This is a genomic window from Pseudomonas cichorii, assembly GCF_015471405.1.
GTDB lineage: Bacteria > Pseudomonadota > Gammaproteobacteria > Pseudomonadales > Pseudomonadaceae > Aquipseudomonas > Aquipseudomonas serbiensis.
The window spans coordinates 292379-318694 of sequence record NZ_BLVZ01000004.1; the positions used below are offsets into that span (position 1 = coordinate 292379).

Below are 26316 nucleotides of genomic sequence, written 5' to 3' on the forward strand. Positions count from 1 at the left end.
CTCTTTACCACTCCACCTTAACCATGCCATCAGCACCCAATCCCGGCAGGCCATCCTGCGAGCGAGATCCTGCACCACCACCTGGCCACACGCCTGGGACACCGCTTGCAGAAATGGGCGCGGTGCTGGCCATAACGTTTCCACCACCCGCCCCGCCCTGGCCGTTGGTCTGTCCGGCACTGCCCATGCCGCCGGCGACGTTGAGCGTGCCACCGACCCCTTTACCTCCGACCGGGAGGACGCCAGGCTGGTACTGACCGCCCTGGCCGCCGGTTGCGCTGATGTACGCCCCGAAACTTGAGGTGCCGCCATTCGCCCCGTTACCCATATGCGGTACGGATCCGGGACCGCCAGGCCCCACAACAATGGCCACCGACGACACGCCCGTGAGGTCCAGCGGTTTAAAGGCATATCCGCCACCGCCGGCACCGGTCGTTACCATGTCGTATGCGTAGGCCCCGCCACCGCCGCCACCAATAACGGTGACGTTTGCACGTCGACGACCACTGCGCAGCACGGGCGGGACGATATAGGTGTACGAACCTGCGGCAGCCTGGACAAACAAGCCGGAGGCGATGCTGGCCGGCAACGGTGCTTGTCCGACACACCACCACTTGCCCTTACCGTCACTGCGCAGATGCAGAAAATCGCCGGCAAACAAGAGTTCGGTTGAGGCCTGCCCGTTCGCAAAGGCCGTGGTATCCAGCATCAACTTGTCGTTGCCGGCAGCGGCAATGACGAGGGGATTTATCGTCACATCCGTGCGACGCAAGGTGATGTCCCTGACTCCCAATGCCGCGTTCGATTCGGGCAAGGTATGGGTCAAAGGGCCGGCTGCCGCATCCAGCAGCTCCAGGGCCTGCACCCGCTGAAGTGCTGCCATCACGGATTTTGTCGAGGCCAGGATCTGGCTGTCGTTGGTGGTTGGATCGTCACTCAGGGCGTTCGGCAGCTTGCCCAGGCCGACGTCCTCTTTTGTCGTTGCGCGTGCGCGCAAGGCGGCGTAATCCCCTGTCCGGAACGCGAACTGCTGAACCAGCGGCCCATTGATTGGCTCAACAACCCGGCGATCTACAAGCGTTGCTGCTGTCACATTCGCAACCGGCACGCAGTAGTGCTGTTTGCCCTGTGCATCGATGTAATCGGCCAGGTTTGCACCAAACGCCACATTGAACCGGGCCACGACATCGCTCAGTTCACGCTGCAGCACAACGTCAATCCAGACCTGTGCCGGCAGCGCCGGCATGACAACAGGCAAGGCCGCCGACTGGACCAGGCGAATGCCCTCGATGTACGCGGTGCCTGGCTTGAGCTGATACGTCGTGCCGGCCTTTTCAAGCTGCAGGGCGCTGCCGAAGAAACAGGCACGTCCAAACACGTCACGATTGCTCAGCCGTTCACGCTCATCGATGCCGGCCAGGCGCACGGTGAAGTCGTGTTGCCATGTGCTTGCGTCGATTGTGATCCCAGTCAGGGCATGGGCACCGTCGAATTCCACCAGGAAGTTGCGGGTCAGGTTGTTGCCGATCTGCAGCGGCGGGATGTAGCGGCGCTTCTGCTGCAGCGGCACATACGACACCGCGAACAACACGCCTTCGATGCTCTCAAGGCCGATCCAGTTGAAGTCCCAGTCACCGATATCGGAGCCGATCTGCGCGCTGTACACCACCTGGTTGGGGTTCACATAGCCGCTGTTCCTGTCCGGAATGTCGTAGCTGTAGACGATCTGGCCTGCAGCGGGTTTCGCTGCAGCGCGGTCCACCGCGCCGGCAGTGTCGAGATCTGGCACGTTCGCAAAGATGAAGCGGGCAATGCGCAACACCTCTTTTGCCCCCTGTTTCTGGGCAATCAGGCTTTCGCCGGCAAGTGTAATGTTGGCACCCATGTGGGCACTCCTAAAGGCGGGCGACCAGCGTTTGCTGATCGTCATTGAAGTCCACCAGGGCAATCGAAAGGCTTACTGGCGTGATGGTTGAGAATTCGTAGCGGCGGCAGGTGCGCCCGTATTGCTGGATCAGCACGCGCAGCAGCTCGGGGTTTTTCGAGAGCTGACTGTCGGTCAGGCGTAGCAGCACAATGTCCCAGTCGCGTCCGGGCTGACGCTCCTCGATCTCGACGTAGCCCACACCAAGGCGCACCAGGATGCGTTTCATCCCTGATGTGCTGCCGGCATCTACGGCGTTGATGAATGCGTACTTGACCCGCAAGCGGTACAGGCTTTCCGGCTCACCCTTGAACCGTGTGATGTCGCGCTGCCAAGCCAGCAGATCGAGGACGACCAGGTGACAGGTTTCGGCGTCCATCTGCAGAAGGGGCCAGCGCAGCCATTCCTCGACGTTTTCCCACCAGGATTGCGCGGCGTCCTTGAGTTTTGTCAGCTCAGTGCCGGCAAGCCAGAACTTGAGGTTGAGCTTAATCATGCAGCACCACTTCCAGGCTCTGGATCCTGGGGATAGCCAGCTCGGACAGAATGTCTTCGTTCGTGAATGACAGCGACTCGATGCCCGCGAACTGCTGGTGCAGCTCTTCGCCCAGGCGGCTGAACGAGAAACGCGACTGGGGATGCGTCAGCGTCGGCTGATAGCCGTTGTTGCTGCTCTCGCGGAACGCTGCACGCACGAACTGATCGATGTTCGCCTGCAGCGTCTGCAGTTGCTCGGCGGTCAGCGTCGAGCGCGGCCAGACCTCAAGGCGCAGCGCGTGAAAGGTTTCCGGCATGACCAAGACCAACAGATCGTCGCCATGGCCGTGATTGCCCTGGTCGCGGATATGGGCGTTGATCTGCTCAAGGTACGTATCCGCCGGCACGCCAGACTCAAACAGCACGTATGCATTGGCGCTGCCAGGACCACGCGGCGCACCATGCTCGAAGTACACGCCGTCCGACCGCACACCTTGAAAGGCCGAGATCATGGCCCGATACACCGCGTCGGTGTGCCACTGGTTCACGGCGCTGAACTGGTTGCGAACCCGCAATCGCAGCTCGTCGTTGTCTTCAGAATCCGTACCTGGTGTGGTCAACCAGTTGTCCGCGTTCACGACCTGGGCAATTCCCGGTACCGGCGCTGGCAGGATCGCGTAGTAACCCGGGGCAAGGTTATAACCGGATCCGCTCTCGACGGCCTCGACCGGGATTTCGAGCTGCATCAGGCCATCGGCAAAGATCCCGTCAGCGGTCGTAACGAGCTGGTAAACGTGGCCATTGATCGATGCAGACGTGACGACCGTACCAGTTTCGACGATCAGCGATCCGCCGGCCGTAGTGCGCGTGAACAGCAATAGGCCGGCGGCCTTGGTTGCGCCCTTGCGCTCGACGTCGACGGCCCAAGCCAGCATGTCGAGCCAGGCGTCTACAGCGGTCTTCACGAAGAAGTTCGGCAGCACTGTGGCGACAACGAAGTCCAGGATCCACAGCACGGGCTTGGTCACCAGCGCCGTGACGACCCGCCAAAACGGGCTGTAGGCGCTGGTGTTGCTCACTTTGCTGTCCTGTGCGGCGACCTCGGTTTCCCATGCTGCGCGCAGGCCTGCTTCGGTCGTCGGAATGCCGGCGTCGGCCAGCGCTTGCTTGAAGTCAACGTCACTCACACCGTCACCTCGACAGATCCGAACTCAAGGGTGGTGGCCGTGACCTGGTACAAACCAGGCTCCTGCTGGGTAATCAGCGCCGTGCCCGGCACCATGCGTGTGTCTGTCTCCACCAGCAGCTCCAGTTGCTGTATGCAGTCGCGCTGACGCAGCCTGTCGCGCTCTGCAACCAGCGTCACAAGCAGGCCGCTGTCGCGGATCATGTGCGCGATGTCCTGGGCAATACAGGCCCTGTCCTCGATCTGATTCGGCTGCTGCGACGGATCAAGTGCCAAGTCGTTGTCGACGATCAAAAGGTCAATGTATTCGGCCATCAGCCACCCACCGACATGGCAACCATGCTTTCAAGCTCAAGGGGCGTCATCGGCTTCGACGTGTTGATCTCGATCTTCTCGACGTGCGTGCCAGGGCGTTGATTCATGGTTGTGTTCTGGATGCTCTGCATCAGTCCTCCACGGGGAACAGATAGGGGTTTACTCGGGCTGATCGAGGGCACGTTCGACGTGCGCGGCTCTTGCGCTTGCGGCAGGCCTGGCGGCATCAGCATTTCGTTGAGCGGTAATGAAAGTGGGGCTTTCTGGGCCGGGGCAGATGCCCCGGGCAGATCTGGAATACCAGGGGCTACTGGCAATGTGGCCTTTGCCCCGGGCAGATCCGGCACTTCAGGAGGCGCTGGCAGATCACTGAAAACGGCATCGATCTTCACGCCCGGGATTTTGTTGATCATCTCGATCAGGCCGTTTATCGCGGTCTTGAAGATGTTGACGATCCCGTCCCAGGCGGACCTGGCCATGCCGGTCCAGCCGCCGATTGAGCCGAACCACTCCGAAAGCCCTTTCAGTTGGCCAGCAATCCACTGGAACGCTGCCGTGTTCATCAGCGCGCCGGTCCATTGGTCCCAATAGACAACCGCTGCTACGACGACCGCGATCAGGGCAACTATGCCGGCAACAATCAGCAACGCCGGGTTGGCCAATAGGGCGGCGTTAGCCAGCCAAATCGCGCCTTGCCAGAGCATCATGGCTGTCCGACCGATGACCAACGCGGTGTACAGCGTCGTCATCACCACCACCAACGCAGTGATATACAAGGCGTTGAGCATGAACATCGCGACCGACTTCAGGCCCTGCAGGTTCAGCAGCTTCCAGACTGTCACCATCCCCAGCCAGGCCATTTTGCTGATACCGACAACAAGCGTCACAGCCGACATGGCCGCGACCAGGCCGAGAATGATCAGCACCGTCGCGCCAATAACGCGGGTGATGTTCGGGAAGATTTGCGTCCAGCGGGTCAACGTCGAGGCAATGCCGACAAGCTTGTCCATAAGCGGCGTCAACATCGGAATCAGTGCCTGGCCGAAGGATGTACGCAACGCCTGCACTGCAGAAGAGAACTGCATCCATGGGTCAACCATGGCCTTGGCCATCTTGTCCGCGTTTTCCAAGCCTCGGACTTTGCCCAGGGCGTCGATACCGTTGCGTAGCCGGTCGGTGTCCTTGGCCAACGAGCCGAGCACTTGCGCACCTTCGCCGCCGAACGCTTCCATGAGCTTGCTGCCTGCAGAAGCGCTGGTCAGGTCGCCGTACTTGGCTTCCAGTTTGTCCAGGATCTCAAGCATCGGCAGCGTGTTGCCGGCGGAATCCGTGAGCTTCATGCCCAGTTTTTCGGACGCAGCGCCGATGTTCTCAAAGAACGCTTTATAGCGTCCGCCGGCATCGCCGCCTTCCATGGTGCTCGACAGCGAGCCGATCACGGCCATTTGCTCGGCCACACTGACGCCGGCCTGAGTCGCGATTGCGCCGACTTCCTTGAAAGCGTCTTTGAGCTGCGCGCCGTCAGTCCGGAACAGTTGAACGGCCAATGCCGTCTGGCCGCCCAGTTGCTCGACCCACTGGCCTTTGCCCATTGCATCAGCCTGCCCCTTAAACAAGTTGTACATCGTGCCGACGTACGCGCCCATCGTGGCGGCGTCTGATTTTGTGGCCTTGGCCAAGAGGTTGCTGGTGTTCGTGAACGTGGCCAACTGGTCGCCGGCCAGGCCTTTGATTGCACCGCTGATGCTGTAGGCCGAGGCGGCGAACTCCACAGCGTTTGCACCGTAGGCGATTGAGAATTCCAGCGCCTTGCGGTTCAGCGACTCCAACGCATCCTCAGCCACGCCCAGGGAACGTACTTCGCCCAGTGCGCGGTTCATTTCCAAGGCCGGCTGCAGTGATTCATTGATGGCCACGCCCGCGCCGACAAGCCCCGCCAGACCGGTGCCCATCTGTTTGATGTTGTTTTCACCCTGTTCAGCCAGATCTGAAAAGGTGGTTTTCACCTTATTCAAAGGGGCACTGACCTTATCGGTCAGGCTCAGGATGAAAGCCAGGCGGGCGGAGCGGTCAGCCATGCGGGGGTTATCCGTTGAAGGCAGTGGCAATGCCGTTGGCGACGGCGAATTCCATGCGTTTCCAGTATTCGTCTTCCAGCCACTTGGCCGTGCCCATGTTCTCTACCGTGGGCGCGGCACCGGGTAGCCAGCGCTGGGTCAAAGCCAGCAACTGGCCTAACCCGTCTTCGTTCAGGCGCTCTGCTTGATCGAGGGCTTTTTTACGATCACATCAATTTTCGGCGCGTACTCTTCAAGCAATGCCCCGCCAATGGTCATGGTGGTGACCGGATTTTCCAGCAGCGGCTTGAGCTTGGCTTTCTCGTCCTGGGCGACTGTGGTCATCAGCAGGTTATGGGCCGGGGCCACCTTGTTGGTAGGGCCAACCGAGTTGAAGTATTTGGTGACGTCCTCGGGCGTCATGTTGAACTTGAATTCCTGAACGCCAATTTCCAGGGTGATAGTGCGATTTACTTCGGTCATTACTGTGCTTCCATTGGTTTGAGAGGTGTTGCGGTGGCCGGCGCGGTCAATACGACGCGCCGGATGTAGTCATGCAGGCCGAGGATCTGCTGCCGGCTTAAGGCGAGCTGATCTCGGAGGGTGAAATAATCCGGTCGAGCGTCTGCTGCGAGTTCGGCGGATCCGCCATCATCCAGGCCGGCGGTGCCGGCGGAACCGGGCATTGCGGGGCAGATGGCTTTGATGCGCAGCCGGCGACGGCTATCAGCAACATCGAGCTGCAGAGCGCGGTTTTTAGTCTGAACACGGTTCAGCTCCTGGGTGTGTTGGATGTCGAGTGCGTCACGCGCTGCGAGCTGTTCGCGAGCCAGGCGTGCGGTTTCGAGCTGGGTGGCAAGTTCAGTCTTGAGGCCATCACGTTCACGCTTGGCGTCGTCCAGTTGGCCGCTCTGGATGTACAGGGCAGCCAGAATGAGCACGCTGCACAGCAGCTTGAACAACGGCCAGGCAAAGCCAGTCAGGGCAGCTTTCATTTCAGGCACAGCTCCATCTCGGCAAGACGGCGGTAGTGCAGGCCGCGAATGAAGGTATTACCGGCATAGGCCCATACCGGAGTTTTGCCGTCCGGTGCCCAGGCCAAGGCCTTGCAACCCTCGGCAATGCGGCCAGCGTTGATCAGGCCCACGGCCCGACTGGCGCACGTTGTCGGGGTGCCGAAGTTGTGGGCATGGCTGCTCAGCGCGTCGAACGTGTTCTGCCCGATGGCTTGATTCGTCAGGCAGTCGGCCAGGGAAAGTTGGCCCTTTTCGATCACCAGGGCTTCAACCTCGGCGCAACGCGCGTCGGACCAGTAGTCGTCCACGATCACGGGATACGGGCTTGTGTAGCGCGTGATGCCCTTGCAGACAGTCGGCAGGCCTCGGGCCAGCTTGTCCGCATACACCACGTTCTGGCCTTCGCCTTCCCACTTGCCCAGGAACCCGGTCAGCACACCGCTGCCCAGGATCAGCACGCCGGCAGCGATCTTCTTACGCAGGCTCACTGGAACACCTGCTTTAACAGGGTGGGGCCGATCATCTGCAGGATGGCCCAGAGGGTGCTGGCGATGGCCAGCGCCCAGGTGATCTTCTTGCCGATATCGGACACGACGCTGGTCAGCTTCTGCTGGCCCTCGTTGAGTTCGGCCAGCTGTCCGGACATGTGCTCAAACTGCTGCTCAAGCTTGGTGACCCGGATCGGCACCGACTCATGGCGCTTTTCCAGGCTGACCAGGCGGTGTTTGAACACCGCCATGTCGCGTTCCAACTCGCGCACAGGATCTTTGGCTGTGGTATCGGTCATCAGCGCTTTCCTTGCTCAAAAAGGGTCTGGCACGGGACGCAGCGGGTCATCCCTCCCAGCGCCTGGCGCGCCGGGGGAATCTCGTGGCCGCAATCATCGCAATGGGTCAGGCTCGGCCCGCTCGGGCGTGGCGAGGCGAGCGCGGCGGCAATGGCCTGCTCGCGCTGACGCAGCTCCAGGGCCTGGGCACGATCAAACGGGCACACCATCAGGTCAGGCCCTCGATCTCTTCGGTATCCAGGTACGGCACGCCGTTGATCTTCACAAAGTCCGGACTGGTGACGTCGAACGGAATTTTGTGGGTGCTTTTCGCCCCACCCTTGGGGTCCACGCTCAGCAGACTGGAGATGCGGACTTTGCAGCCGAAGGCCTCAACCCGAATTTCCTCTTCGCCGGCCTTGGCAAAGAACACGATGTCGAACGGCTCCAGCTTGCGGAAACTGCCGGCGCTCTTTGCCTGCTCGATCAACAGATTGAAGTTGGTGGAATCCAGCTCCAGTTCGCCGGCTGCTGACACGTCACCATCGACATGCCCGTTGGGCACCCCTCGGGTCTGCGCCACGGTGCTGTTGTCTGTGATATCCAGGGTGCCGGCCTCGACGTGAACCATCAGATCTCCGAGGTTCACATCAAAGTTCTTGCCGCCAATTTTTGCTGCCATGCAGGGTTACTCCGAGAGGCTGGAAAGATCGAGCGCGATGTTCGCGGTCAACGATTTCGGGCAGTTGAGAGGACGAAGCTTGATGTAGGCTTCAACGGCGGTCTTGCTCGCCCAGGTCAGTACGATGTCCCCGTCCTGGGTCTGCTCGATCTCTCCCGGGAAGACCTGGCCAGCGAACTTCGTGGACTTGGCCATCGCACGCAGCGGGGCCATCAGAGCGCTGATATTCACGGCCATTGAGTTGGCCGAGCTGTTCAAGCGGCGATCACCCACACGGCGGATCAGCAGCAGACGCACGGCCCGGGCGGCCTTATCGACGATGCGCAGGTACTCGATCACCTTGAAGTCGCTGTCTGCGCTGTCGAGCATGTTGCCGTCGCCCCAGAACGTTCCCTCGTAGTCCGGATAGATCTGCGGGACGGACAGCCGAACCTTGTCCAGCTCGCTCGATATGGCGGACGGCAGCGGAATGCCATCGGCATCGACCGGCACTGCGCCCAGGCCCAGTACTGCACCGGTGGCCACCCGCATGGGGGTATCAGCCACGCTTACGGTGGCGTTGGCCAAGCGACCGGCCAGCACACCGAGGTTGTTGCCGTGCAACTGGGGAACCAGGAGCACGCGAGGGGCTGACAGACCGTCAACCAGGGCTTTCTGACCACCGAGGTACTGCGCCCAGGTCTGTGTGGCCGCATCGATACCGACCGTGGTGGCCATCACGAACATGCGACGGCCGTAGCGACTTTGCAGCGCGATAACCGCATCATGCATCGCTGACAGCTCTGCTTTGGCGGTCACGGGCGTGGTAATCGCCACGGCTTCCACCGAATAGTTCTGCTGCTGGGATTGCTCCAGGGCGTCTTGCCAGTCGCCATCGTCAGCAAGGGGCGCAGCCAGGCAGGCCCAGTTCTCGCCGCCATTCAGTTGCGCGGCGGTGATCTGGGTTTTCAGGTCGCTGGCCGGAATGCCCAGCATGTCGTCCAGGTCGCTTTGCGAGTTCAGGGGGATCAGTTGGCCCTGGCTTTTCGCACCAGGTCCGATGAAGAGGAAATAGCGCTCAATAGCAGTCACGGCACCTTGGCCAAGATTGAGATTGTTAACGCTGACTGTACCGAGTGCCATGTGATGCCTCTTGGTTAGCGTGGTGAAGGGGGTGAGTTGAGGATTTGCTGCAGCACGGTGTTCACCAGTTGCGTGGTTTCACTGCTGCTTGCGCCCAGGAACTGCCGTTTCGGCAGCTTGATTTCCCAGCTTTGCGAACCTGTACCGTTGGTAGGGCCGGTTTCAAGGACACGGATCAGCAGGCCGGCACGGGCGTAGTTCAGGTGTTGCTGGATCCAGGCGACCGGTGGCCGGGTCGCGACCTTCTTGCCTGCCTGGCGGGCTTTGAAGCCCAGTTGACGCAAGCGTTTGGCCTGCTTGACGGTCGCCGCGGTGCCGGGTGGAACCTGATTCCACTGGCGCATTTGCGCAGCAGTGCGACGTTCGGACACGCCGTTGTGCTGCTGCGAAGCAACCCAGCGGGTCAGCGTGTTGCGCCAGCCCAGTTCGGCCTCTTCGGCGGTCAGACGGGTGATGTCGAGCAACTTGCCCAACCCCGCCTCCATCTTTTTCTTGCCCTTGCTGGTGTCCTTGCGCGCCTCGAAAGGGGTGCCGTCCAGGTTCTCCTGGTTGCGGATTCGCTGGCGACTCAGACTGCGCACGCGCTTGCCAACGTTGTTCAGCAGCCGCTTGCGCTTCTGAACGGGCAGATCCATCAGGGCCAGCAGATTTTCGGCATCGAGCATGCCGCGAATGTCGAGATTGAACGGGTTATCAGACATTGCTGGTCACCTCGCCCTTTTCCGCGACCCACAATTCAAAGGGCACGAATGACCAGGTTTTTTCATACGCCTTGATCTCGCCGTCAGGATCCTCAGTCAGGTACTGAGGCTCGGTGAACTGCAGCTTGATATCGACGTCGGCCAGGTCGTCATCGAGCATGGTCACGTCAAACACCACGCCAGGCAGGCCGTCGCGGTCTTCGTCATTGGTTTCCAGCCAACTGCCGATCAGGGCAAACAGGCGCGCCGGATGATCGGCAAAGCGCTCGATGGCTATCGTTGCGCCGTAATTCATGTCGCCCATGTGCATGCCCTGGGTATCGGGCTTCCAGATCAGTTCGACCTGCACCTGGTCAGTCCAGGAGTCGAGCTGTTCCGGCATAACAAGCCGGCGCTCGATCAGGTAGGCGGTCAGCGCCTTGAGCTTGATCACAGCAGCGCTGCCGTGATGCGGCCACGGCCCTGGAGCGAGCGGACGGCAGCCTGGCTGAACGCGAGAAAGGTTTCCCGCGTCTCTGGGGCTTCCTTGCCCGCGTTTTCGGCCTCGGTGCGTCGATTGACGCTGGCAAACTGGGTCAACAGGCTGGCTTTTGCACGACTGTATACGGCGCGTTTGTACGTCGCCGCTTGAAAGGTGCGCTCTGGCAGGATCCTGGTGTCTGCGGATTCAACGTTTGACACTCCAGCGGCCTGCCAGCGCGCTTTGCACTTGGCCAGGTCGGTATTCACTTCGACCATGGCCATGTTCAGGTCAGCGGCCAGCAGATCCACCAGGTATTCACCAGGCAGGCGATAACCTGCCTGGAACTCGGCAATGGAGAGGTCCGGCCAGAAGCCATCGTTCTCGATTACACGGTCCACAAAAGTGGTGGGTTTCCCGGAAAAGCTCATTGCTGGCCGCTCAAATAGGGGCGAGGAAACTGTTTCAGTGGGTCATGGCCATAAATGGTTGGCTCACATCCACAGTTTCTCGCCGGGGGGGGTAGTCGGTTATTCGTTGCCGTTGCCGGCGGGATCGTCTTCTGGGTCCTGTGCTTCCTGCTCGGGACCTTCAGGACGTTCAGGGGGCGCGTCGGCTTGATCCTGGGCGTGCTCTTGAGCCTGGTCCGGCGCTGGCGAGTCAGCAGACTTCAGCGCAGTTTCCTTGGCCAATTCCTTGCGGCACGCGGTCAGGCGTCCCCCTACCCCGATGCGGTCGTAGAGGGCTTCTGCGCGTTCAAAGCTGGCGATGGCATTGGCCCACTCTTCGCGGTCGATGGCCACCATCCCCAGGAGCTTGTGATAGCGAGCCGGAATACGTTCAAACAGCTTCCACTGGCCATCGACCAGGGGCAGCATGTTGGAGACATAGGGCTCAGGGCTGCGGCCAGCCTTGTACTCGGCCTCGGCCCACTCGATCAGCTCATCAGCAACGAAAGTCGGGATGTCGCGATTGAAGCGTGCCGGCAACTGCTGGTCCTGGCTCATGGCAAAGCTCGCCAGTTCCAGGCCTTCTTCAAACTGTTCGGTGTCGAACAGCCAGATCAGGACGTACGCAAGGACCGAGTTCTGGAAGTTCAAGCCCGAAGCGCGGTAGCGCTGCACGTAATCCATGTATTTGGGCAGCAGCTCGTTACGCTTGAGCAACTGGCGCTGCTCATGGCTGTTGATACCGCTGATACGCTCCAGATCCACGGCCAACGCATCTTCCATGAGCTTCAATTGCTTACTTGCATTCGCCTTGCTGGCCAGGGCGGTATCCGCCGAGTACGGCACCTTGGCAGTGGCGAAAGCCGCCACCGCTGGGCCTTGGGCGATCACGCGGCGCTTGTGCGCCAATGCCAGGCTCATGCAGCCACCGCCTGTTCGACGTTTTCGATCAGGCCGGCCTTTTCCAGTTGCTCGATCACATAGCCTTCGTTACGGCTGTTGTAATCCTCGACACGGCTGCGCTTCGGGTTGTCGATGGTCTGCTTACGCCAGCTGGAATCCTGGTAATAGATCGACAGATTGTCGAAGCTGGTGACCAGGACAGCATTGGCCGGGAAATACGGAACGTTGAAGGCTGCCAGGCCGCCGTATGTCGCGATCACTTGTTGGCTTTCGATGCGCTCTTTTTCGGTAGGCTTGCCGGCCTGCTGGGCATACAGCTTCGCCTTGTCGGCAGCCAGCAGATCAGAACCGATGATGACGATCAGGTCGCCGCCCTCACGCAACCGCTCATCCACCAGTTGCTTGGCGTCATGCACCAGGGAATCGAGGTTTTCATAGTCACCGCCGGCGCCCATGATGACCTTGCCGTCTTCCTTGCCGCCCTCACTCAGCACCTGCTCAGGTGCTTTTTCGCGCAACTGCTGCAGCCAGCCCTTGTTGACGTCTTGCAACAGCGGGTACTGGGTTTTGTCAGTCTGAACAGCGGCATGAGTGCCATGGAAGCCAATCATGATGCGGTCGAGGGCGATCTGTTTCTGGACCGCTGCCGAATACTTCTGGTGGAACTCCGGGAACTTGGCCCAGGCATCGATCTTCGCGTAAGGCAGACCGACATCCGATTCGGTGGACGACAGCTCGTATTGGTCGTCTTCCAGACCTGACGCATCGTTGGCTTCACGATCAGTGGTCTTGGTGTTGGTACGGCCCGTAACGGGACCGTTGGTGCCCAGGAAAACCTTCTGACCCTTGATCTCACCAACGGGGATAACGTTGATGCGCTCCAGGAAGTCCGATTTCGCGGTGATTGCGTCGTTCAGCTCCTGGGCAATCGTCGGCTCGACGTTGAACATGCGGGCTGCGGTTTCGACACCGTAGGTATCAGCAATGGCCACCTGCAGCTCTGCATACATTTTTGCGCCATAGGCGCTCAGTGGGTGCGCCATGTCAGAACACCTTCTTTTTCTGGTCATTCGCACCGGTGGTGCGTGACAGATGGCGACCTGCAGGAGCGTCCAGCAGTTTGCTGAACTGCTGTTCAAGCTTGGCCATGCCAGCCAGAACGGCTTTGTTGCCGGTGTTTTGGCGACGGCTCAACTGCTTTTCTTCCTCAGCAGTTGCCACGATGTCGTCAACAGCGGTCTGTACATCGGTGATCGGCTCCTGATCAGGCTCCGGCGGTGCTTCTGCGAAACTGTCGATCAGAGCCTGAATGCCAGCAGTCACGATCAGTTGCTGCTCGATCAAGGCCTGCAGCGCTTTGGCTGTAGCTTCATCCATTGGGGGTTTGCTCTCGGTAGGGGTTTGCGGGGGTGTGTCGGCGGGCGCTTCTTCAATACCGAAGCGCTTGAACAGGCTGGTGAACAGATGGAGCACCTTGGCCATCTCGCCTTTTGGCTCGTCGTCTTTCAGCGAGCCGAGCGCCACTGCTGCCGCGTAATGAACGGGCTTGCCGGTCTTGCGGGAAAAGTAGAGTTCCTGGGTGCCCAGGCTCGCCGGGGAATCGGTCACGGCCAGACCGGTCAGATAGGCCTTGCCGCTGCTGGCAAAGTCCGGGGTGATCTCGATGCTGGTGAACAGCTTTTCGCCCTGGTCGTTGAGCCACAACAGCTTGTCGTTCGGCTTCAACTGGGCTTCCAGGGCGACCTGACCAGGCAGCAGATCCTCAGTACCTTCGATCAGGCGCACCGAGTAGACCGTGCCATACGATCCTGGCCAGCGCTCATGCTCGGACCAGATCACCGCCGTGTAAGTAGAGGTGCTGTACGTTTCAGCGATATCGCGCAGTTCTTGCGGAAGAATGACGCGACCGTCGCAGGTAGGACCGCTGGTGGCGACACGTTTCCAGAAGCTGACAAGGGAACGGGGCATTGATAACTGCGCTCAATCGGTGATTTGAGCCGCCACAATATTGACCCGTTTGGCCCCGAACAAACGGTTAAAATCCGCGTTTCTCCTATTTTTGCAATCTAGGAGAAAAGAGGAATTTTACTGCGCGTTTCTCGCCTTTTCGCCGCATAGACTGCGGCCCATGTACTACTCGACAGAAGTAAAAGAAGCCGCTAAACGCATGTTTCTCCGACGCTATAAAGCGAAGGAAATCCAGGCGCAGCTCAACCTGCCCAATATCCGGATCGTCTATTACTGGATCCGCCAGGGCTGCTGGGAAGACATGCTGACGGATGAAGAGCCGCTGACCGCTGTCAGCCGGCGCATCACCCTGCTCCTGGAGAAAACCGAGACACTGAGCAAGGGCGAGCTGGACGAACTGGACCGGCTGACGACGGTTCGCGAACGCCTGGCCAAGCAGTGCGCCAAGCCCCTGCCGGCACCCGTGAATGACGTCCAGGGCGACGATGGCCAGCGTCATGACGATCAACGCGGCGAACGCCGTGAACGTGGCGGGCGCAAGGAGAAAGGTGGCAAGAAGCGCGAGAAAGCAGCGAAGAACGACGTCAGCGAACTGCGCGAAGTGGACTTTCTCGACAAGTTCATCAGCAAAATGTACGGCTATCAGAAAGAGCTGTTTGCCGCCAAACAGAACCCACTGACCGCCCGGATCCGGAACATCCTCAAAAGTCGCCAGGTTGGGTTGACGTACTACTTCGCCGGTGAGGCCTTCATGGACGCCGTGCTGACCGGCGATAACCAGGTGTTTCTGTCAGCCAGCCGCGCCCAGTCCGAGATCTTCCGAAGCTACATCATCGCGTTTGCCCAGGAGTGGTTCGGCCTGGAGCTGACCGGCAACCCGATTGTGCTCAGCAAAGACGGCAAGCCCTGGGCAGAGTTGCGCTTTCTGAGCACGAACAGCAGCACGGCCCAGGGACACCATGGCCATGTGTATGTGGATGAATACTTCTGGATCCGCGACTTCGATAAGTTGAACAAAGTGGCCAGCGCCATGGCGACCCACAAGAAGTGGCGCAAGACCTACTTTTCAACGCCCAGCGCCGTGTCCCACCAGGCCTATCCATTCTGGGACGGCGAGAAGTTCCGCAACAGCAAACGCAAGAAGGCAAAGGATCCGTGGCCAAGCGATAAGCAGATATCAGCCGGGGCACTCTGTCCGGATGGCCAATGGCGCAAGGTCATCACGATTCTGGACGCCATTGCCGGCGGTTGTGACCTGTTCGACATCGAGCAATTGCAACTGGAGTATGACGAGGACACGTTTGAACAGCTCTTCATGTGCAAGTTCATCGACAGCACCATGGGCGCGTTCTCGCTTAAAGACCTGGAACGCTGTTACTCGGACCAGGCGCTATGGACCGACTACGACCCCGATCCCAAAGAACCACGACCGTTCGGCAACAGCCCGGTATGGATCGGCTACGACCCGAGCCGGACCCGCGACGATGCAACGTGTGTGGTCATCGCACCACCGCTGGAGACGGGCGGCAAGTTCCGGATCCTGGAGAAGCATTCCTGGCGCGGGCAGTCGTTCAAGTACCAGGCCGCTCAGGTCAAGAAGCTGACAGAGCGCTTCAACGTCCAGCACATCGGCATCGACACGACCGGCATTGGCTATGGCGTCTTCGACATGGTGCGGGACTTCTACCCGCGTGCGACCTCGATCCACTACAGCCTGGAAACCAAAAATCTCCTGGTACTCAAGGCCCAAGACACGATTCAGGGCAGCCGTATCGAATGGGACGCCGGCTGGAACGATATCGCTCAGGCCTTCCTGACGATCAAGCGCGGCACGACGAACAGCGGCCAGGTCACCTACAGCGCTTCACGCACCGACGCCACCGGCCACGCCGACGTCGCCTGGGCAATCATGCACGCCCTGCAATACGAACCCCTCAACACCGACAAGCAGCGGCGTAGCCGCTACACACTCAGCGGATCCACACAACATGGCAAAGCGAAAACCCCAACTGCTGGAAAAGCCGGCACAGCAGCCAATGCGAGCATTCACATTCGGAGCACCGGAACCGGTACTGACAAACAATATCGGGCAGTACCTGGGCGTGTTCGCCAGCGAAAACGGACGTATCTACACCCCGCCGGTGTCGCGCCAAGGCCTGGCCAAGCTGCTCAAGGCCAACGCGCACCACGGCGCAATTCCAGGGTTCAAGCGCAATCTGCTGTTGCGTGAATTCAAGCCATCCGAAGGGTTGACGGTCAGCACCATGAGCCGGGCCGCGCTCGACTTCAATGTGTTCGGTGAGGCGTATTTCTATCGAGTACCGAACTTGATCGGGCAGATCCTGGAGCTGCAGCACCTGCCAGCGATCAACATGCGGGTGAGGATCGGCGGCGGGTTCATCCAGTTGCTGCCCAATGGCCAGGAAGAAGAGTTTGAAGAGGACGAGATAGAACACATCTTCAACTACGACGTGGAACAGAACATTTACGGCGTGCCGGAATATCTCGGCGGCCTGCAGTCACTGTTGCTCAACGAGGCAGCAACCCTGTTTCGCCGGCGCTACTACAACAACGGCGCTCACGCGGGTTACATCTTCTACACGAACGATCCGAACCTGACCGAAGAGGACGAGGACGAGCTGCGCGCTCAGATGTCGGCCAGCAAGGGCGTGGGCAACTTCCGGTCGATGTTCGTCAACATTCCGGGCGGTGCCGAGAAAGCCATTCAGATCATCCCTGTAGGTGACTTCCAGGCCAAGGACGAGTTGGAGAAGGTCAAGAACATCACCCGTAACGACGTGATTGCAGCCTGGCGAATGAACCCGGCCCTGGCAGGCATCATCCCGGAAAACAGCGGTGGTTTCGGTGACATCGAGAAGATCGACCGGGTGTACACAAGCAACGAGATACGCCCGATCTGCCAGCTCTTTGACCAGGCTAACCAAACACTGCGGGAAGACAGGCGATTTAACTGGAAAGATCTGCCTTCAACAGACCAAAACACTGCCGATACACCAAATCAAAGTTAAAACAACTAAAAATTGTTTTAATATGCTGGCCACTGGACACCCTGGGGAGGGACACAATGCGGATTCATTGTACGACGTGCGGACACAAGGGGCGGATTAGCTCGCGGGAGACAATCACGCGAACCTACGTCAAGCTGTACTGCCAATGTCTGGACGCCAAGTGCGGACACACTTGGCTTTCAACTCTTTCATTCGATCACACGCTGCGCCCATCGGCATTGCATCAGGAACCCCATGATGCAATCAATCTGGCAGCGCAGATCCGAAGCCTGCCTGCAGATATGCAGAGGGAGCTATTTGACCATCTGGGGCATCAACGTGTTGCTTAAATCGTCGACACCAAAGCCGACGATCAGGGGAAAGGAACGCTACTCAGCCAATGATTCGGGGTGTAAAACCAGTTGGTCGATGAGCCGCCGTATCTGCCGTTGTTCCAGCTCCGTCATTTGCCGGTAGCTCTGGACCAATTGACGTTCGCAGTGACTCACTTGAAAGCCTTGCAAGGCGATGGTTTCGGGACACGCACACTTGACCGCTGCCATTTCCAACATGCCTTAACTCCTTGAAATGCATTGAGGAAATGGCTGTATCGGGAAGGATCAGGAGGTTTGAAGTGAAAGACGGATCAAGGTCACTCGCGGTCACTGCCGATGTCATCGACCATGGCTCGCAGAAAGCGTCGCAACGCTTTTCTGTCTTCATCTGGAATCAATCGGTACTGCTCAATGATCGTGGCCTCTTCCGAGGAAATGTCCGAGATCTGCCTAACCCCGGTCACAACGTAGCCAGCATCAATGCCAAGGGAAGCCACGGCGGCAAGATAGGAGGTGTCCGGATTCCGAACCCCCCGTTCATAGCTGCCTTGAGTGTTCCTATTAACACTCCCTGCTTGCGCCAAATCCTCTTGGCTTAGGCCCAGGCGCTCACGTTCTTCACGCAGCCGCTCACCTGGAATTCTTTCATCCATTAAATTCGATGCACAACTTTTCAAGCTTTCCCTCTGTACAAGACCAATTTCGCGTGCATAATGACCGTCACTGAACACAAAACACCCCAAACAAACAGGAGTGACCACACTATGCCCGCGCCAGTTACGCCGGAGCAAGCCCGCAGAGCGCTTGATCGAAAAGGAATGAGCATTGCGGAATTCAGTCGGCTTCATGGTCTGCACAAAAATTTGGTCAGCGACCTTCTCAACGGTCGTATCAAAGGTCGCCGGGGGGAGGCACATCGCGCTGCGGTACTGCTGGGGATCAAAGATGGCGTGATCGAAAACAGAACCAGCGCCGCCTCACAATAACGGCGCTGGCCATCAGGGAGAACTAGAAGATGAAACGCCAAATTCTAGATGCACGGAAAAAAATGGTCAGTTCGGTTATCCGTAGTTCGGGCGGTATCCGTCTCGCAGCAAGCCGTCTCGGTATGAAGCAGAAGAAGTTTGAAAACCATGCCTTCCAAAACTGTGGCAGCAGCCCTCTGACCGACTTCCAGATCCACCAGTTGGAAAATATGGTCGGAACCACACACTATCCGGCCTACATAGCTGGGATCTATGGGGGATTATTTGTCCAAGTAGCTGACCCTGAAACACTAGATAACGTCGAGCTATATGCTCGATCTGTCCAGGTCGCAGCCAAGCGCGGCACAGTCGATCAGATCATTGCTCAATCGTTGGAAGACGGCTCGATCAGCATGGCCGAGTCCAAGCAGATTTTGAGTGCCCATAAGGACCACATGGCCGCACGGCATGGAGAGGTTTTGGCAGCAATCAACCTGTTCCAGGCCCCGGAGTCAGCACAATGAACAAGTCCCCCGTAGCCCTGGAGTATCAGGACGTGCTGAAAGCTGCGGCACTTGCCTTTCTGGAACGTCACCACTCAGAACACCTGAGCAACGATCAGCAACTTTTCGACCGCACTGTCCAGTATCTGGTTACGGACTACGACGTCCAGAATCAAATGGCCTCAAGGATGGTTCATCTGGCCTATAGCGACCTGAGTGCGATCAGCGATCGGCAGCGCCTCGATGTCGCCAGTAGCACGGAAACCCATTCTGTTATCACCGACCCATCAACCGGCCACGCCTGGGCTATCCCGGTCAGCCTGATCTACGAACGCATCATTAACGCCCCCGACAACGGGCGCTACCGCATTACCAACTCGTAATTCCCCTTAATCATTCCCTGCCCCGTTTGCCGTGGGTTTGGGTGAGCTATGCCCGAAATCGAGGTTTCACGATGGGAAACGCCGTTGTTATCAGAGCTGAACTGGCCCCGGCCGAGGCAACAGCACTGCTCAAACTGTTGAAGGCTAGCTACAGCCTGGCCCTTGCCGAGCACTGGTACGACGACGCCTACCGAACCGTAAATAACCAAGAACGCCACACCGTAATTCTCATGAAAAACCCTGCAATGGCCGCGCAAAAGCGGTTGATAGGCGCACTCGCGCATAGCCTGAAGACAGTGAAGTAATCGAAATGATGGAAGCGAATATCCGTGATCAAGTGCTGAAGTATTTGGAGGATGACTACAACCTCAAGCACAAAACTAATGGAGCCAACTACATGCGCGGCGGCGAGTGTCCCAGTTGCCGCCAGAAAGAGTTGTACGCACGTTATGACAATCCTTATCAGATTCGCTGCGGACGCCCTAGATGCGGCCTGATCGAGGACGTCAAGGACATCTACCCTGACCTATTCGAGGACATGAGCAAGCGAGCACCTGCAACTGAGGAAAACCCTACCGCTACAGCACGGGCCTATCTGGAATTTATCCGTGGGTTTGATGTTGGAATGATCGGTGCCTGGTTCACCCAAGAAACGTACGTCAATTACGAAAATCGCGACACGTCTGCAACAGTGCGTTTTGAAATGCCCAATGGTGGGTATTGGGAACGACTGATCGACCGGCCTGCACGCTTCGGCAAAATGAAGGCGCGCTTCAAGCCCCAGTACAGCATCGCGGGCCAGTGGTGGTGCCCACCTGACACTGACTTGGCCACGGAGAAAGAACTGTGGATCGTGGAAGGCGTGTTCGATGCAATCGCCCTGGGATTGAACGGGGTCAAGGCTATATCGGCCATGACCAGCACCAACTATCCCGGAGAAGCGCTGAAGGCATTGGCAGAACAGCGCAAGGGTGATCTGCCTACGCTTGTGTGGGCACTGGACAACGAACCTACGGCCCACGTTTACCTGATGCGTTGGGTGAAACAGGCCCGTGAACTCGGCTTCACATGCCGGGCAGCACTAGTACCGCAGCGCGGCAAAAAGAAAGTGGACTGGAACGATCTACATCTGCGCTGGAACTTTGAGGAAAAAGGCGAAGCACGCGACAAGCGACGTGAGCGTGACCTGGCTGCTGCCCGTCACGAAGGAAAGCTGCTGCTGGCCCCTACGCCAAGGGAAAAGGCGCTGCTGATGTACACCTGGGATGAGACAAATTCGGAGTTTGCCCTGGAGTTTGGTCACCAGACCTATTGGGCCAAGTTCGACCTATCCAAGCTCGATGATGAGCCAACCGATCCCAAGGACCACGACGAACAGCTGATAAGTGATAGGGAAGCCAGGCGCAAGGCCTTGGAAAAGGTCTGCACACTCAAGCTACTGGCTAACTGCCGATTCAACACATTGTACAAGCAGGTCAATGATGTAACCGGCGACGCCTGGTTCTACGTGTGCGTAGCGGGATCTCAGGATGAGAAGGATGAAAAAATCACCTTCACTCCCAAACAGATTTCCTCAAGCGGCGAGTTCAAGACTCGCCTGATGTATGCCGGCGCTACCTGGCTCGGAACTCAGAAACACCTTGACCAGATCATCATGCGCCAGACCGAAGGACTGCGTACGGTCGAAACCATAGACTTCCTAGGCTACAGCAAGGAACACAAGGCCTACATCTTCAATGACATCGCGATCCACAGCGGCAGCGTGTTCAAGGTCAACGATGAGGACTACTTTGAATTCGGCCGGAAGCGGGTCAAGTGCCTGATGCGGTCGGTGAAGGTGAAGATGGCCATTGATGCGAAAAACTACCGTGATGACTGGTTGAGCAATCTGTGGCTGTGCTTCGCAGAGAACGGCCTGCTGGCAGTTACTTATTGGTTTGGGTCGTTGTTCGCAGAACAGATCAGGGACGAATACGAAAGCTTTCCGTTCCTTGAGATGTCGGGTGAACCGGACTCAGGCAAGACGACACTTATCAAGTTTGTGTGGAAGCTGTTCGGGCGGCTCTATGAGGGATTCGACCCCGCCAAGACGTCAACGTCTGGCCGGAGCCGAGCCATGGGCCAAGTATCCAATCTTCCCCTGGTCTTGTTGGAAGCCGACCGGAACACCGACGCAGATAACGCAAAGTCATTTGAGTGGGACGAGTTCAAGGATTTCTACGGCGGCGGACTTTTGCGCACTAGAGGTGTGAAGACCAATACCAACGACACCTACGAACCACCATTCCGGGCAGCAATTGTGATCGCTCAGAACGCCATAGTTACGGCCCACGAAGCGATCATAAGCCGTATCGTCCGACTCCCGTTTATGAAGCCACAAATCACCGAGGAGAGCAGAGCTGCGGCTGATGCCCTGGTGCAGACGGACCTGGACACAGTGAATCACTTCATCGTCAAGGCCATGAAATCCGAGTCCAAGGTAATGGCGCGATTTGCCGAGATGTACCCCAAATACCGAACAGAATTGTGGGCCTCTCGCAAACTGTCATCAGACCGGGTGATTCGGAACCACAGCATGATGTTGGCCCTGGTGGACTGCTTACAGCTTGTGCTGCCAGTACCTGACCACATGGTCCAAGCGACACGCAAATACCTGCTCGCGATGGCGAACGAGCGGCAAGCAGCGATCACTACAGACCCTAAAGAGGTGAACGAGTTCTGGCAGTTATATGACTACCTGGAAAGCCTCACAGATCAGCCTCTGGTCAATCACAGCAAAAAGCCTGGGCTGATTGCGATCAACCTCAACCAGTTCGCAGAGGTGGCCCACGAACACCGGCAGAAGCTTCCGGACTTGGGTGTTCTGCGCCGGCTACTGAAGGACTGCCGAACACATCCGCTAATCGATACAAGCCGCCGTGTGGAAAGCCAGATCCGGGCGAACCAGCAAGCTCTGACGCCACTCGCCCCCCTTCCAGCAACGGTTCGTTGCTTCGTATTCAAGGAGTAAGGGATATGCACATTCAACTTATCCCCGCTTGCGAAGGCATCGCCCGACTCAAAGCCACCCAAAAGCACCTTGAAACCAGAGGTGTCGATACACGAATCATCAATGCAGAAGCTTATAGCGACCAAGGCCTGCTAGTGATCATGGATGTAGTAGTAAGCAGCGGACATAGAACACTTCTGGTTGATAGCTGCACGAGAGGGCAGATCGATGCGGTTTTGATCTGGCAGTCAGAAACAGAGGATTGCGTCGATTTTAAAGACCTTGTGATTCACCTGGTCCGAAAGGATCAGACATAAATGAGCATCGGTTAACGCCGGATCTGATCAGAAATGCAGAGTACCAATACCAACTAACGTAACGCCAAACCACGAAGGGAGAAATATCTTGACTGCAAAAACAAATGCTACAGAAAAACCAATTACCAAATTCAAGAGCCAACTTTTCTATTTGGAAAGAGCACATGAAGAACTTTCTAAAGCGAAAGGAGATCTTGAGAGAGAGATAACAAAAGCTATCAATAGCTTTGACGCAGCTCGGGATGCAGCGAAGGGGTTCGGGAAAGAAATTCCTGAACGGTTCATGTCTGGCCAGTGGTTATTTGATTTTGGCAAGAACGGTGAGTTGAACGTTACGGAGATTCAGAACTGCGAGCCGTATCAACTTCTAGAGCTTGCACGATCAATGGGTGAGGAGGACCCGGTGTAGCAGTTTCTTAATAGAGTTGATTAGAACGGTGCCGAGGAGGGGCAACTCCCCGGCACCAACCACCACTGAGGGCAACACGATGAAAGCACAGCACCAAAGCGGCAGCGATGCGAAGGCTACCACAACACCAGATCAGCAAGCGGTAACACCTGCACGTCGCCTTATGGCCATACGGATCGTCGGCACGGCGCTATTCGACTACCAGGTGCAAAAAACACCTGTTACCCGGATCCGCCTCGAATGCCTGACCAGCATGGCTCAAGCCCAAGGTGACCTAACTGCGAGCGATGCGGCCATTGTGGCCCAACTGCTGGCCAACCCGTTTCACCCCGGAGCACAAGCATGAGCACAAGCTACTTCTACAAGACCCAAGCCCCCTGCCCGGTCGCTATCATTGAAGAGTTCCATGCATCCAAGGACTTGTTTCTCAGGGCCTTAGAAACACTTGGCCAGCAATTTGGCGGGGAAGTCGCACCTATGCGCGATATCACGTCGAACTTCGCCGGTGGTGTGAAACTCAGTGCTGGCCAAGGGCATGACGTTCATTGGCGTCTACCGGACGAATATGGCTATCGAAGCCTCCGGGTAGCAGCAAGGCTCCCCAAGGGGTCAACGAAGGAAGATCGCACAGCAGCCCGATCTGAACACCAGCGTTTGCTTGACCTTTGGCAAGCATACTGCCCTAGCCGTCTATCGATTCACGATACTTGGGATCGCTTAAACATCAACACAGGCAACCTGCTGCTGTGCGGCGGCATCTTCTTTATTCACGACAGCAGCGCTTTTTTTGAACTTGGGTTTCAAATCAATGAAGTCATGCACGCCCAAAATATTGCGACCGGTAAGCCATCAGCAGGCTGGATAGAGGGTGCGGTCGAAATCACCTCAAGCGACTACCAAGCAGCACGATCAGCCAATCAGCAGGCAAGGAAGGTTGCCAAAACCTAAACCTCACTCCGGCTGCATATAAAAATCGATATAAACCCAATCTTTTAGTTTTAACAGAGAGTCCATTCTATGACGTCTATTGCTCAAAAATACTTAAATATTGCTCGGGAAGCACAAGTCATATCTAACGACACTATCCAGTCAAAGATAAGAAACTCTCGGGAAGCTGATAAGTTCGTCATCAGGTATCCGGATGGAATGCGTGAAGAAGTTCATAACGCCTCTGTAGATCAGTACATCAGCATGAACACATTCGTCATCCAGGCCATAGCTGAAAAACTTGACCGCCAAAAACGTCAGGACCTACTTCTTGATGCTCTTGCACAAGCAGTAGCATCGGCTCAGAAAAGACCAGGACATAGTGAGGGCCAAGCATGACTCTCTCTCGTACTCGGCCAGCGATGGCCAGCAAGCGGCTTGATCTACCCAGTATCTGCGACATATGTGGGTTCGCACGCTCAACACGTCGCCACATGGGATGCAGCAAAATAAGGCAGCAGCGGAAAAACGAGGAATGGGCAACGGTGATGGCCAACCAAGCTGCAGCCCGTGCAACCAGAGAGAAACGCTATGCACGCTGAACTGCCAAACGGCGATGCAGATCTGCTTGTTTCAATCCAAAATCTGATCCGGCAACTGCAACGCCCAGCGGTGACCGCTGAAAACGAACTATGGACATCGCAAGATATCGCCGCCTACTTGAAACTTTCGACCTACACGGTTGAACGTAGAGTCGTGGTTCAGCCAGGCTTTCCGGTAAGCATGCAGCCTTGTGCCACTGGCGCGAAAGCTGCAAAGCGGTGGTTTGCTGGAGAGGTGATTACCTGGTTGCGACAACACAGAGCCAAGTTGCCCGTTGCCAGGCGATTGCGACAGCCAGCGTGAAGAAAGAAGCCTGCGGATCTCGCAGGCTTTTTTATCCCAATCGCTCGGCCACCTCCGATGCGGTGGCGTTGTAATAGATCATCAACGACTTCAGATCTTTGTGCCCGGTCATGCGGGCCAAGTCCAGTACATCGATCTTACGAGCGAGCCGGGTAATAGCCTCATGCCGTGTATCGTGGAAAGTCAGTCCATCGATCCCCAGTTCGTCACGGACCCTGCGAAACATCGTATCCGCTGAAGCTGACTCAAGCCGGAACAATCGATCATTCGGCCCCTTCCCCTTGTACAACGGCTCCAGCAACTCGCACGCACGCTTGCTGAGCGGTACGTTACGACTTGAACCGTTTTTCGTTTTGGGCAGCCGAACAAAGCGCTCTCGCAGATTCACCCACTTAGCGGTCATGCCCAATATCTCCCCCTGCCTCATGGCGGACTCAATGGCAATCAAGAAGGCGTAGGACAGTTCCTGCATCAGTGTCACTGGCGCTTGACCCTCGACATGGCCCAACCTGTTGATCAGTGCACTGATCTCACCTGGAGCAACACGTCGCTCGCGGGGCGGCCCGTTGCTCGGGCGCTTTGCGTCACGAACTGGATTGGCCAAACATACCTTCCACTCCAGCCTGGCGATTTCAAATACGGATGAAAGCAAAGTCATCTCGCGCCGAACAGTAGCAGTCTTGACTACCTTCAAGCGTGCATCTCGCCATTGGGCAACTTGCTCAGAGGTGATACGTTCCATCAGATCACCGACCCACTCCAGCTCTCTGTCAAACCGATCAAGTCGCAGCTCTTCCCAGCGCTGACCAGCCTTTGTTGGTGAAACATCAAGCTTGTAACGACGTAATGCCTCAGAGAGAGTCATCGACACAGTTAAACGCGACTTCCCGCACTGAGCCATGATCTCTACCTCGCGAGCGGTCGCCCAAGCGACGGCCGCAGCCTTGGTGTCGAATGTCTGAGAATCCCGCACGCCTTGCTTGGCCACCTCAGCCCGCCACCCACCACTTCGCTTTCTATACGAAGCCATTGCACCCTCCTGGCGTAAAAATGGCGTAAAGGCTACCACGCAGTTGCAAGATCCTGCCGTCTATGGCCAAAACCAAACAGCTCCGATCCCCAGAGTAGCCGGGCGTTTCACCCAATTGCAGCATTTGGTACTTTTCTGCTCAGAAGATCCCGTATCCCCCTCGGGGCACCACATAGCAAGACACTCAAGCGGTTGCAGAACTTGGGTTTAAAAGAAACCGGCCACTGAGCCGGTTTTTTTGTGCCTGGATTTTGTTGGTTGCTGAGCCTGGAGCCCGCTTACAGGCGACAACTATCGTCCTGCCAATGAAAGAAAGTAGCTACCTGAGTAGGAGCGAATTCATTCGCGAGACGGCATTCCAGACAATACATATTCCTTGAATGTACCGACCTCTCCCTCCGACATTGCAGATCCCGATGCCGATCATTTAAGGCACACGCAAGCTTGCAGGAGGCAGCTTGCTGGCGAAAAAGGCCTTGAAACCGACAGATATTCTGCGTCTGTACGTGAAGTCGCTA

At 57.5% G+C, this 26316-nt stretch carries 35 protein-coding genes; 14 read left to right on the forward strand and 21 right to left on the reverse strand.

Translation table 11 applies throughout. The features are described 5' to 3' along the window. Positions 1 to 4: 4 nt before the first annotated feature. The 19 genes from JL015_RS07420 to JL015_RS07510 all read right to left on the reverse strand — a co-directional run bounded on the left by JL015_RS07420 (position 5) and on the right by JL015_RS07510 (position 14026). On the reverse strand, positions 5 to 1885 hold the full coding sequence (locus JL015_RS07420) for a phage tail-collar fiber domain-containing protein (protein WP_201017970.1): 1881 nt from the start codon (positions 1883 to 1885) through the stop codon (positions 5 to 7). 10 nt (positions 1886 to 1895) lie between these two features. Continuing rightward, entirely contained in the window at positions 1896 to 2420 is a 525-nt protein-coding gene (locus JL015_RS07425) for a phage tail protein (RefSeq protein ID WP_201017971.1), read from the reverse strand. After that, entirely contained in the window at positions 2413 to 3588 is a 1176-nt protein-coding gene (locus JL015_RS07430) for a baseplate J/gp47 family protein (RefSeq protein ID WP_201017972.1), read from the reverse strand. Before JL015_RS07430 ends, JL015_RS07425 begins: the two co-directional genes overlap by 8 nt. After that, complete coding sequence (locus JL015_RS07435; protein WP_201017973.1) at positions 3585 to 3902, reverse strand: DUF2590 family protein; 318 nt, start codon at positions 3900 to 3902, stop codon at positions 3585 to 3587. Before JL015_RS07435 ends, JL015_RS07430 begins: the two co-directional genes overlap by 4 nt. Then, entirely contained in the window at positions 3902 to 5980 is a 2079-nt protein-coding gene (locus tag JL015_RS07440) for a phage tail tape measure protein (protein WP_201017974.1), read from the reverse strand. Before JL015_RS07440 ends, JL015_RS07435 begins: the two co-directional genes overlap by 1 nt. Positions 5981 to 5987: 7 nt before the next feature. Further along, positions 5988 to 6131, reverse strand: coding sequence for a DUF6890 family protein (locus JL015_RS07445; RefSeq protein WP_201017975.1), 144 nt, complete (start codon positions 6129 to 6131; stop codon positions 5988 to 5990). Positions 6132 to 6151: 20 nt separating this feature from the next. Further along, positions 6152 to 6442, reverse strand: coding sequence for a putative phage tail assembly chaperone (locus tag JL015_RS07450; RefSeq protein WP_201017976.1), 291 nt, complete (start codon positions 6440 to 6442; stop codon positions 6152 to 6154). Then, positions 6442 to 6954: a lysis protein gene (locus JL015_RS07455; RefSeq protein ID WP_201017977.1), complete on the reverse strand. Its 513-nt coding sequence runs from the start codon at positions 6952 to 6954 to the stop codon at positions 6442 to 6444. Before JL015_RS07455 ends, JL015_RS07450 begins: the two co-directional genes overlap by 1 nt. After that, positions 6951 to 7463: a lysozyme gene (locus JL015_RS07460; protein ID WP_201017978.1), complete on the reverse strand. Its 513-nt coding sequence runs from the start codon at positions 7461 to 7463 to the stop codon at positions 6951 to 6953. The genes JL015_RS07455 and JL015_RS07460 overlap by 4 nt, the downstream gene beginning before the upstream one ends. Beyond that, a complete protein-coding gene (locus tag JL015_RS07465) occupies positions 7460 to 7762 on the reverse strand; it encodes a hypothetical protein (RefSeq protein ID WP_236250176.1) in 303 nt (100 codons plus the stop codon). The genes JL015_RS07460 and JL015_RS07465 overlap by 4 nt, the downstream gene beginning before the upstream one ends. After that, on the reverse strand, positions 7762 to 7971 hold the full coding sequence (locus JL015_RS07470) for a TraR/DksA family transcriptional regulator (protein WP_201017979.1): 210 nt from the start codon (positions 7969 to 7971) through the stop codon (positions 7762 to 7764). Before JL015_RS07470 ends, JL015_RS07465 begins: the two co-directional genes overlap by 1 nt. Beyond that, complete coding sequence (locus JL015_RS07475; RefSeq protein WP_201017980.1) at positions 7971 to 8423, reverse strand: phage protein; 453 nt, start codon at positions 8421 to 8423, stop codon at positions 7971 to 7973. The genes JL015_RS07470 and JL015_RS07475 overlap by 1 nt, the downstream gene beginning before the upstream one ends. A gap of 6 nt (positions 8424 to 8429) precedes the next feature. After that, positions 8430 to 9545 carry a DUF2586 domain-containing protein gene (locus JL015_RS07480; RefSeq protein WP_201017981.1) on the reverse strand — a complete coding sequence of 372 codons (1116 nt, stop codon included), beginning with the start codon at positions 9543 to 9545 and terminating at the stop codon, positions 8430 to 8432. 14 nt (positions 9546 to 9559) lie between these two features. Next, positions 9560 to 10246 carry a phage virion morphogenesis protein gene (locus JL015_RS07485; RefSeq protein ID WP_201017982.1) on the reverse strand — a complete coding sequence of 229 codons (687 nt, stop codon included), beginning with the start codon at positions 10244 to 10246 and terminating at the stop codon, positions 9560 to 9562. Further along, positions 10239 to 10679, reverse strand: a complete 441-nt coding sequence (locus JL015_RS07490) for a phage tail protein (protein WP_201017983.1) — start codon at positions 10677 to 10679, stop codon at positions 10239 to 10241. Before JL015_RS07490 ends, JL015_RS07485 begins: the two co-directional genes overlap by 8 nt. Next, positions 10676 to 11137: a head completion/stabilization protein gene (locus JL015_RS07495; RefSeq protein ID WP_201017984.1), complete on the reverse strand. Its 462-nt coding sequence runs from the start codon at positions 11135 to 11137 to the stop codon at positions 10676 to 10678. The genes JL015_RS07490 and JL015_RS07495 overlap by 4 nt, the downstream gene beginning before the upstream one ends. Before the next feature lie 99 nt (positions 11138 to 11236). Further along, the gene (gene gpM, locus JL015_RS07500) at positions 11237 to 12076 is read right to left on the reverse strand and encodes a phage terminase small subunit (protein WP_201017985.1); all 840 of its coding nucleotides are present in this window, start codon (positions 12074 to 12076) and stop codon (positions 11237 to 11239) included. Then, the gene (locus tag JL015_RS07505; RefSeq protein WP_201015516.1) at positions 12073 to 13101 is read right to left on the reverse strand and encodes a phage major capsid protein, P2 family; all 1029 of its coding nucleotides are present in this window, start codon (positions 13099 to 13101) and stop codon (positions 12073 to 12075) included. Before JL015_RS07505 ends, gpM begins: the two co-directional genes overlap by 4 nt. Before the next feature lies 1 nt (position 13102). Further along, positions 13103 to 14026, reverse strand: a complete 924-nt coding sequence (locus JL015_RS07510) for a GPO family capsid scaffolding protein (RefSeq protein ID WP_201017986.1) — start codon at positions 14024 to 14026, stop codon at positions 13103 to 13105. A gap of 160 nt (positions 14027 to 14186) precedes the next feature. On the opposite strand from JL015_RS07510, the gene JL015_RS07515 reads away from it, so the two are divergent. Genes JL015_RS07515 through JL015_RS07525 form a run of 3 tightly spaced genes read left to right on the forward strand, consistent with a single transcriptional unit; the run spans position 14187 to position 17384 of the window. After that, positions 14187 to 16256: a terminase large subunit domain-containing protein gene (locus tag JL015_RS07515; RefSeq protein ID WP_201017987.1), complete on the forward strand. Its 2070-nt coding sequence runs from the start codon at positions 14187 to 14189 to the stop codon at positions 16254 to 16256. Further along, positions 16183 to 17055 carry a phage portal protein gene (locus JL015_RS07520; protein ID WP_236250180.1) on the forward strand — a complete coding sequence of 291 codons (873 nt, stop codon included), beginning with the start codon at positions 16183 to 16185 and terminating at the stop codon, positions 17053 to 17055. The genes JL015_RS07515 and JL015_RS07520 overlap by 74 nt, the downstream gene beginning before the upstream one ends. 56 nt (positions 17056 to 17111) lie before the next feature. Continuing rightward, positions 17112 to 17384: an ogr/Delta-like zinc finger family protein gene (locus tag JL015_RS07525; protein WP_095068222.1), complete on the forward strand. Its 273-nt coding sequence runs from the start codon at positions 17112 to 17114 to the stop codon at positions 17382 to 17384. Positions 17385 to 17686: 302 nt separating this feature from the next. Here JL015_RS07525 and JL015_RS28045 read toward each other — a convergent pair whose 3' ends face one another. Next, the gene (locus tag JL015_RS28045; protein WP_374063384.1) at positions 17687 to 18217 is read right to left on the reverse strand and encodes a helix-turn-helix domain-containing protein; all 531 of its coding nucleotides are present in this window, start codon (positions 18215 to 18217) and stop codon (positions 17687 to 17689) included. Here JL015_RS28045 and JL015_RS07535 point away from each other — a divergent pair. From JL015_RS07535 to JL015_RS07585, 11 genes are all read left to right on the forward strand, one after another. Continuing rightward, on the forward strand, positions 18134 to 18355 hold the full coding sequence (locus JL015_RS07535) for a DNA-binding protein (RefSeq protein ID WP_201017988.1): 222 nt from the start codon (positions 18134 to 18136) through the stop codon (positions 18353 to 18355). The genes JL015_RS28045 and JL015_RS07535 overlap by 84 nt on opposite strands. A 29-nt stretch (positions 18356 to 18384) precedes the next feature. Next, complete coding sequence (locus tag JL015_RS07540; protein WP_201017989.1) at positions 18385 to 18858, forward strand: YmfL family putative regulatory protein; 474 nt, start codon at positions 18385 to 18387, stop codon at positions 18856 to 18858. After that, a complete protein-coding gene (locus tag JL015_RS07545; RefSeq protein WP_201017990.1) occupies positions 18855 to 19220 on the forward strand; it encodes a hypothetical protein in 366 nt (121 codons plus the stop codon). Before JL015_RS07540 ends, JL015_RS07545 begins: the two co-directional genes overlap by 4 nt. A 71-nt stretch (positions 19221 to 19291) precedes the next feature. Next, entirely contained in the window at positions 19292 to 19525 is a 234-nt protein-coding gene (locus tag JL015_RS07550) for a hypothetical protein (RefSeq protein WP_201017991.1), read from the forward strand. An 8-nt stretch (positions 19526 to 19533) separates the two neighbouring features. Further along, positions 19534 to 22230: a toprim domain-containing protein gene (locus JL015_RS07555; RefSeq protein WP_201018097.1), complete on the forward strand. Its 2697-nt coding sequence runs from the start codon at positions 19534 to 19536 to the stop codon at positions 22228 to 22230. A gap of 5 nt (positions 22231 to 22235) precedes the next feature. Then, positions 22236 to 22526 (forward strand): hypothetical protein, encoded by a 291-nt coding sequence (locus JL015_RS07560; protein WP_201017992.1) that lies wholly within the window; start codon positions 22236 to 22238, stop codon positions 22524 to 22526. Between the two features lie 88 nt (positions 22527 to 22614). After that, positions 22615 to 22935 carry a hypothetical protein gene (locus JL015_RS07565; protein WP_201017993.1) on the forward strand — a complete coding sequence of 107 codons (321 nt, stop codon included), beginning with the start codon at positions 22615 to 22617 and terminating at the stop codon, positions 22933 to 22935. A gap of 79 nt (positions 22936 to 23014) precedes the next feature. Then, a complete protein-coding gene (locus JL015_RS07570; protein WP_201017994.1) occupies positions 23015 to 23281 on the forward strand; it encodes a hypothetical protein in 267 nt (88 codons plus the stop codon). Continuing rightward, positions 23278 to 23883, forward strand: a complete 606-nt coding sequence (locus JL015_RS07575) for a hypothetical protein (protein ID WP_201017995.1) — start codon at positions 23278 to 23280, stop codon at positions 23881 to 23883. Before JL015_RS07570 ends, JL015_RS07575 begins: the two co-directional genes overlap by 4 nt. A 69-nt stretch (positions 23884 to 23952) precedes the next feature. Continuing rightward, on the forward strand, positions 23953 to 24261 hold the full coding sequence (locus JL015_RS07580; RefSeq protein WP_201017996.1) for an Arc family DNA-binding protein: 309 nt from the start codon (positions 23953 to 23955) through the stop codon (positions 24259 to 24261). Between the two features lie 192 nt (positions 24262 to 24453). Next, on the forward strand, positions 24454 to 24768 hold the full coding sequence (locus JL015_RS07585) for a hypothetical protein (RefSeq protein WP_201017997.1): 315 nt from the start codon (positions 24454 to 24456) through the stop codon (positions 24766 to 24768). Positions 24769 to 24799: 31 nt separating this feature from the next. Here the strand turns inward: JL015_RS07585 and JL015_RS07590 are convergent, their stop codons facing one another. Then, positions 24800 to 25798 (reverse strand): tyrosine-type recombinase/integrase, encoded by a 999-nt coding sequence (locus JL015_RS07590; RefSeq protein WP_201017998.1) that lies wholly within the window; start codon positions 25796 to 25798, stop codon positions 24800 to 24802. Positions 25799 to 26316: the final 518 nt, after the last annotated feature.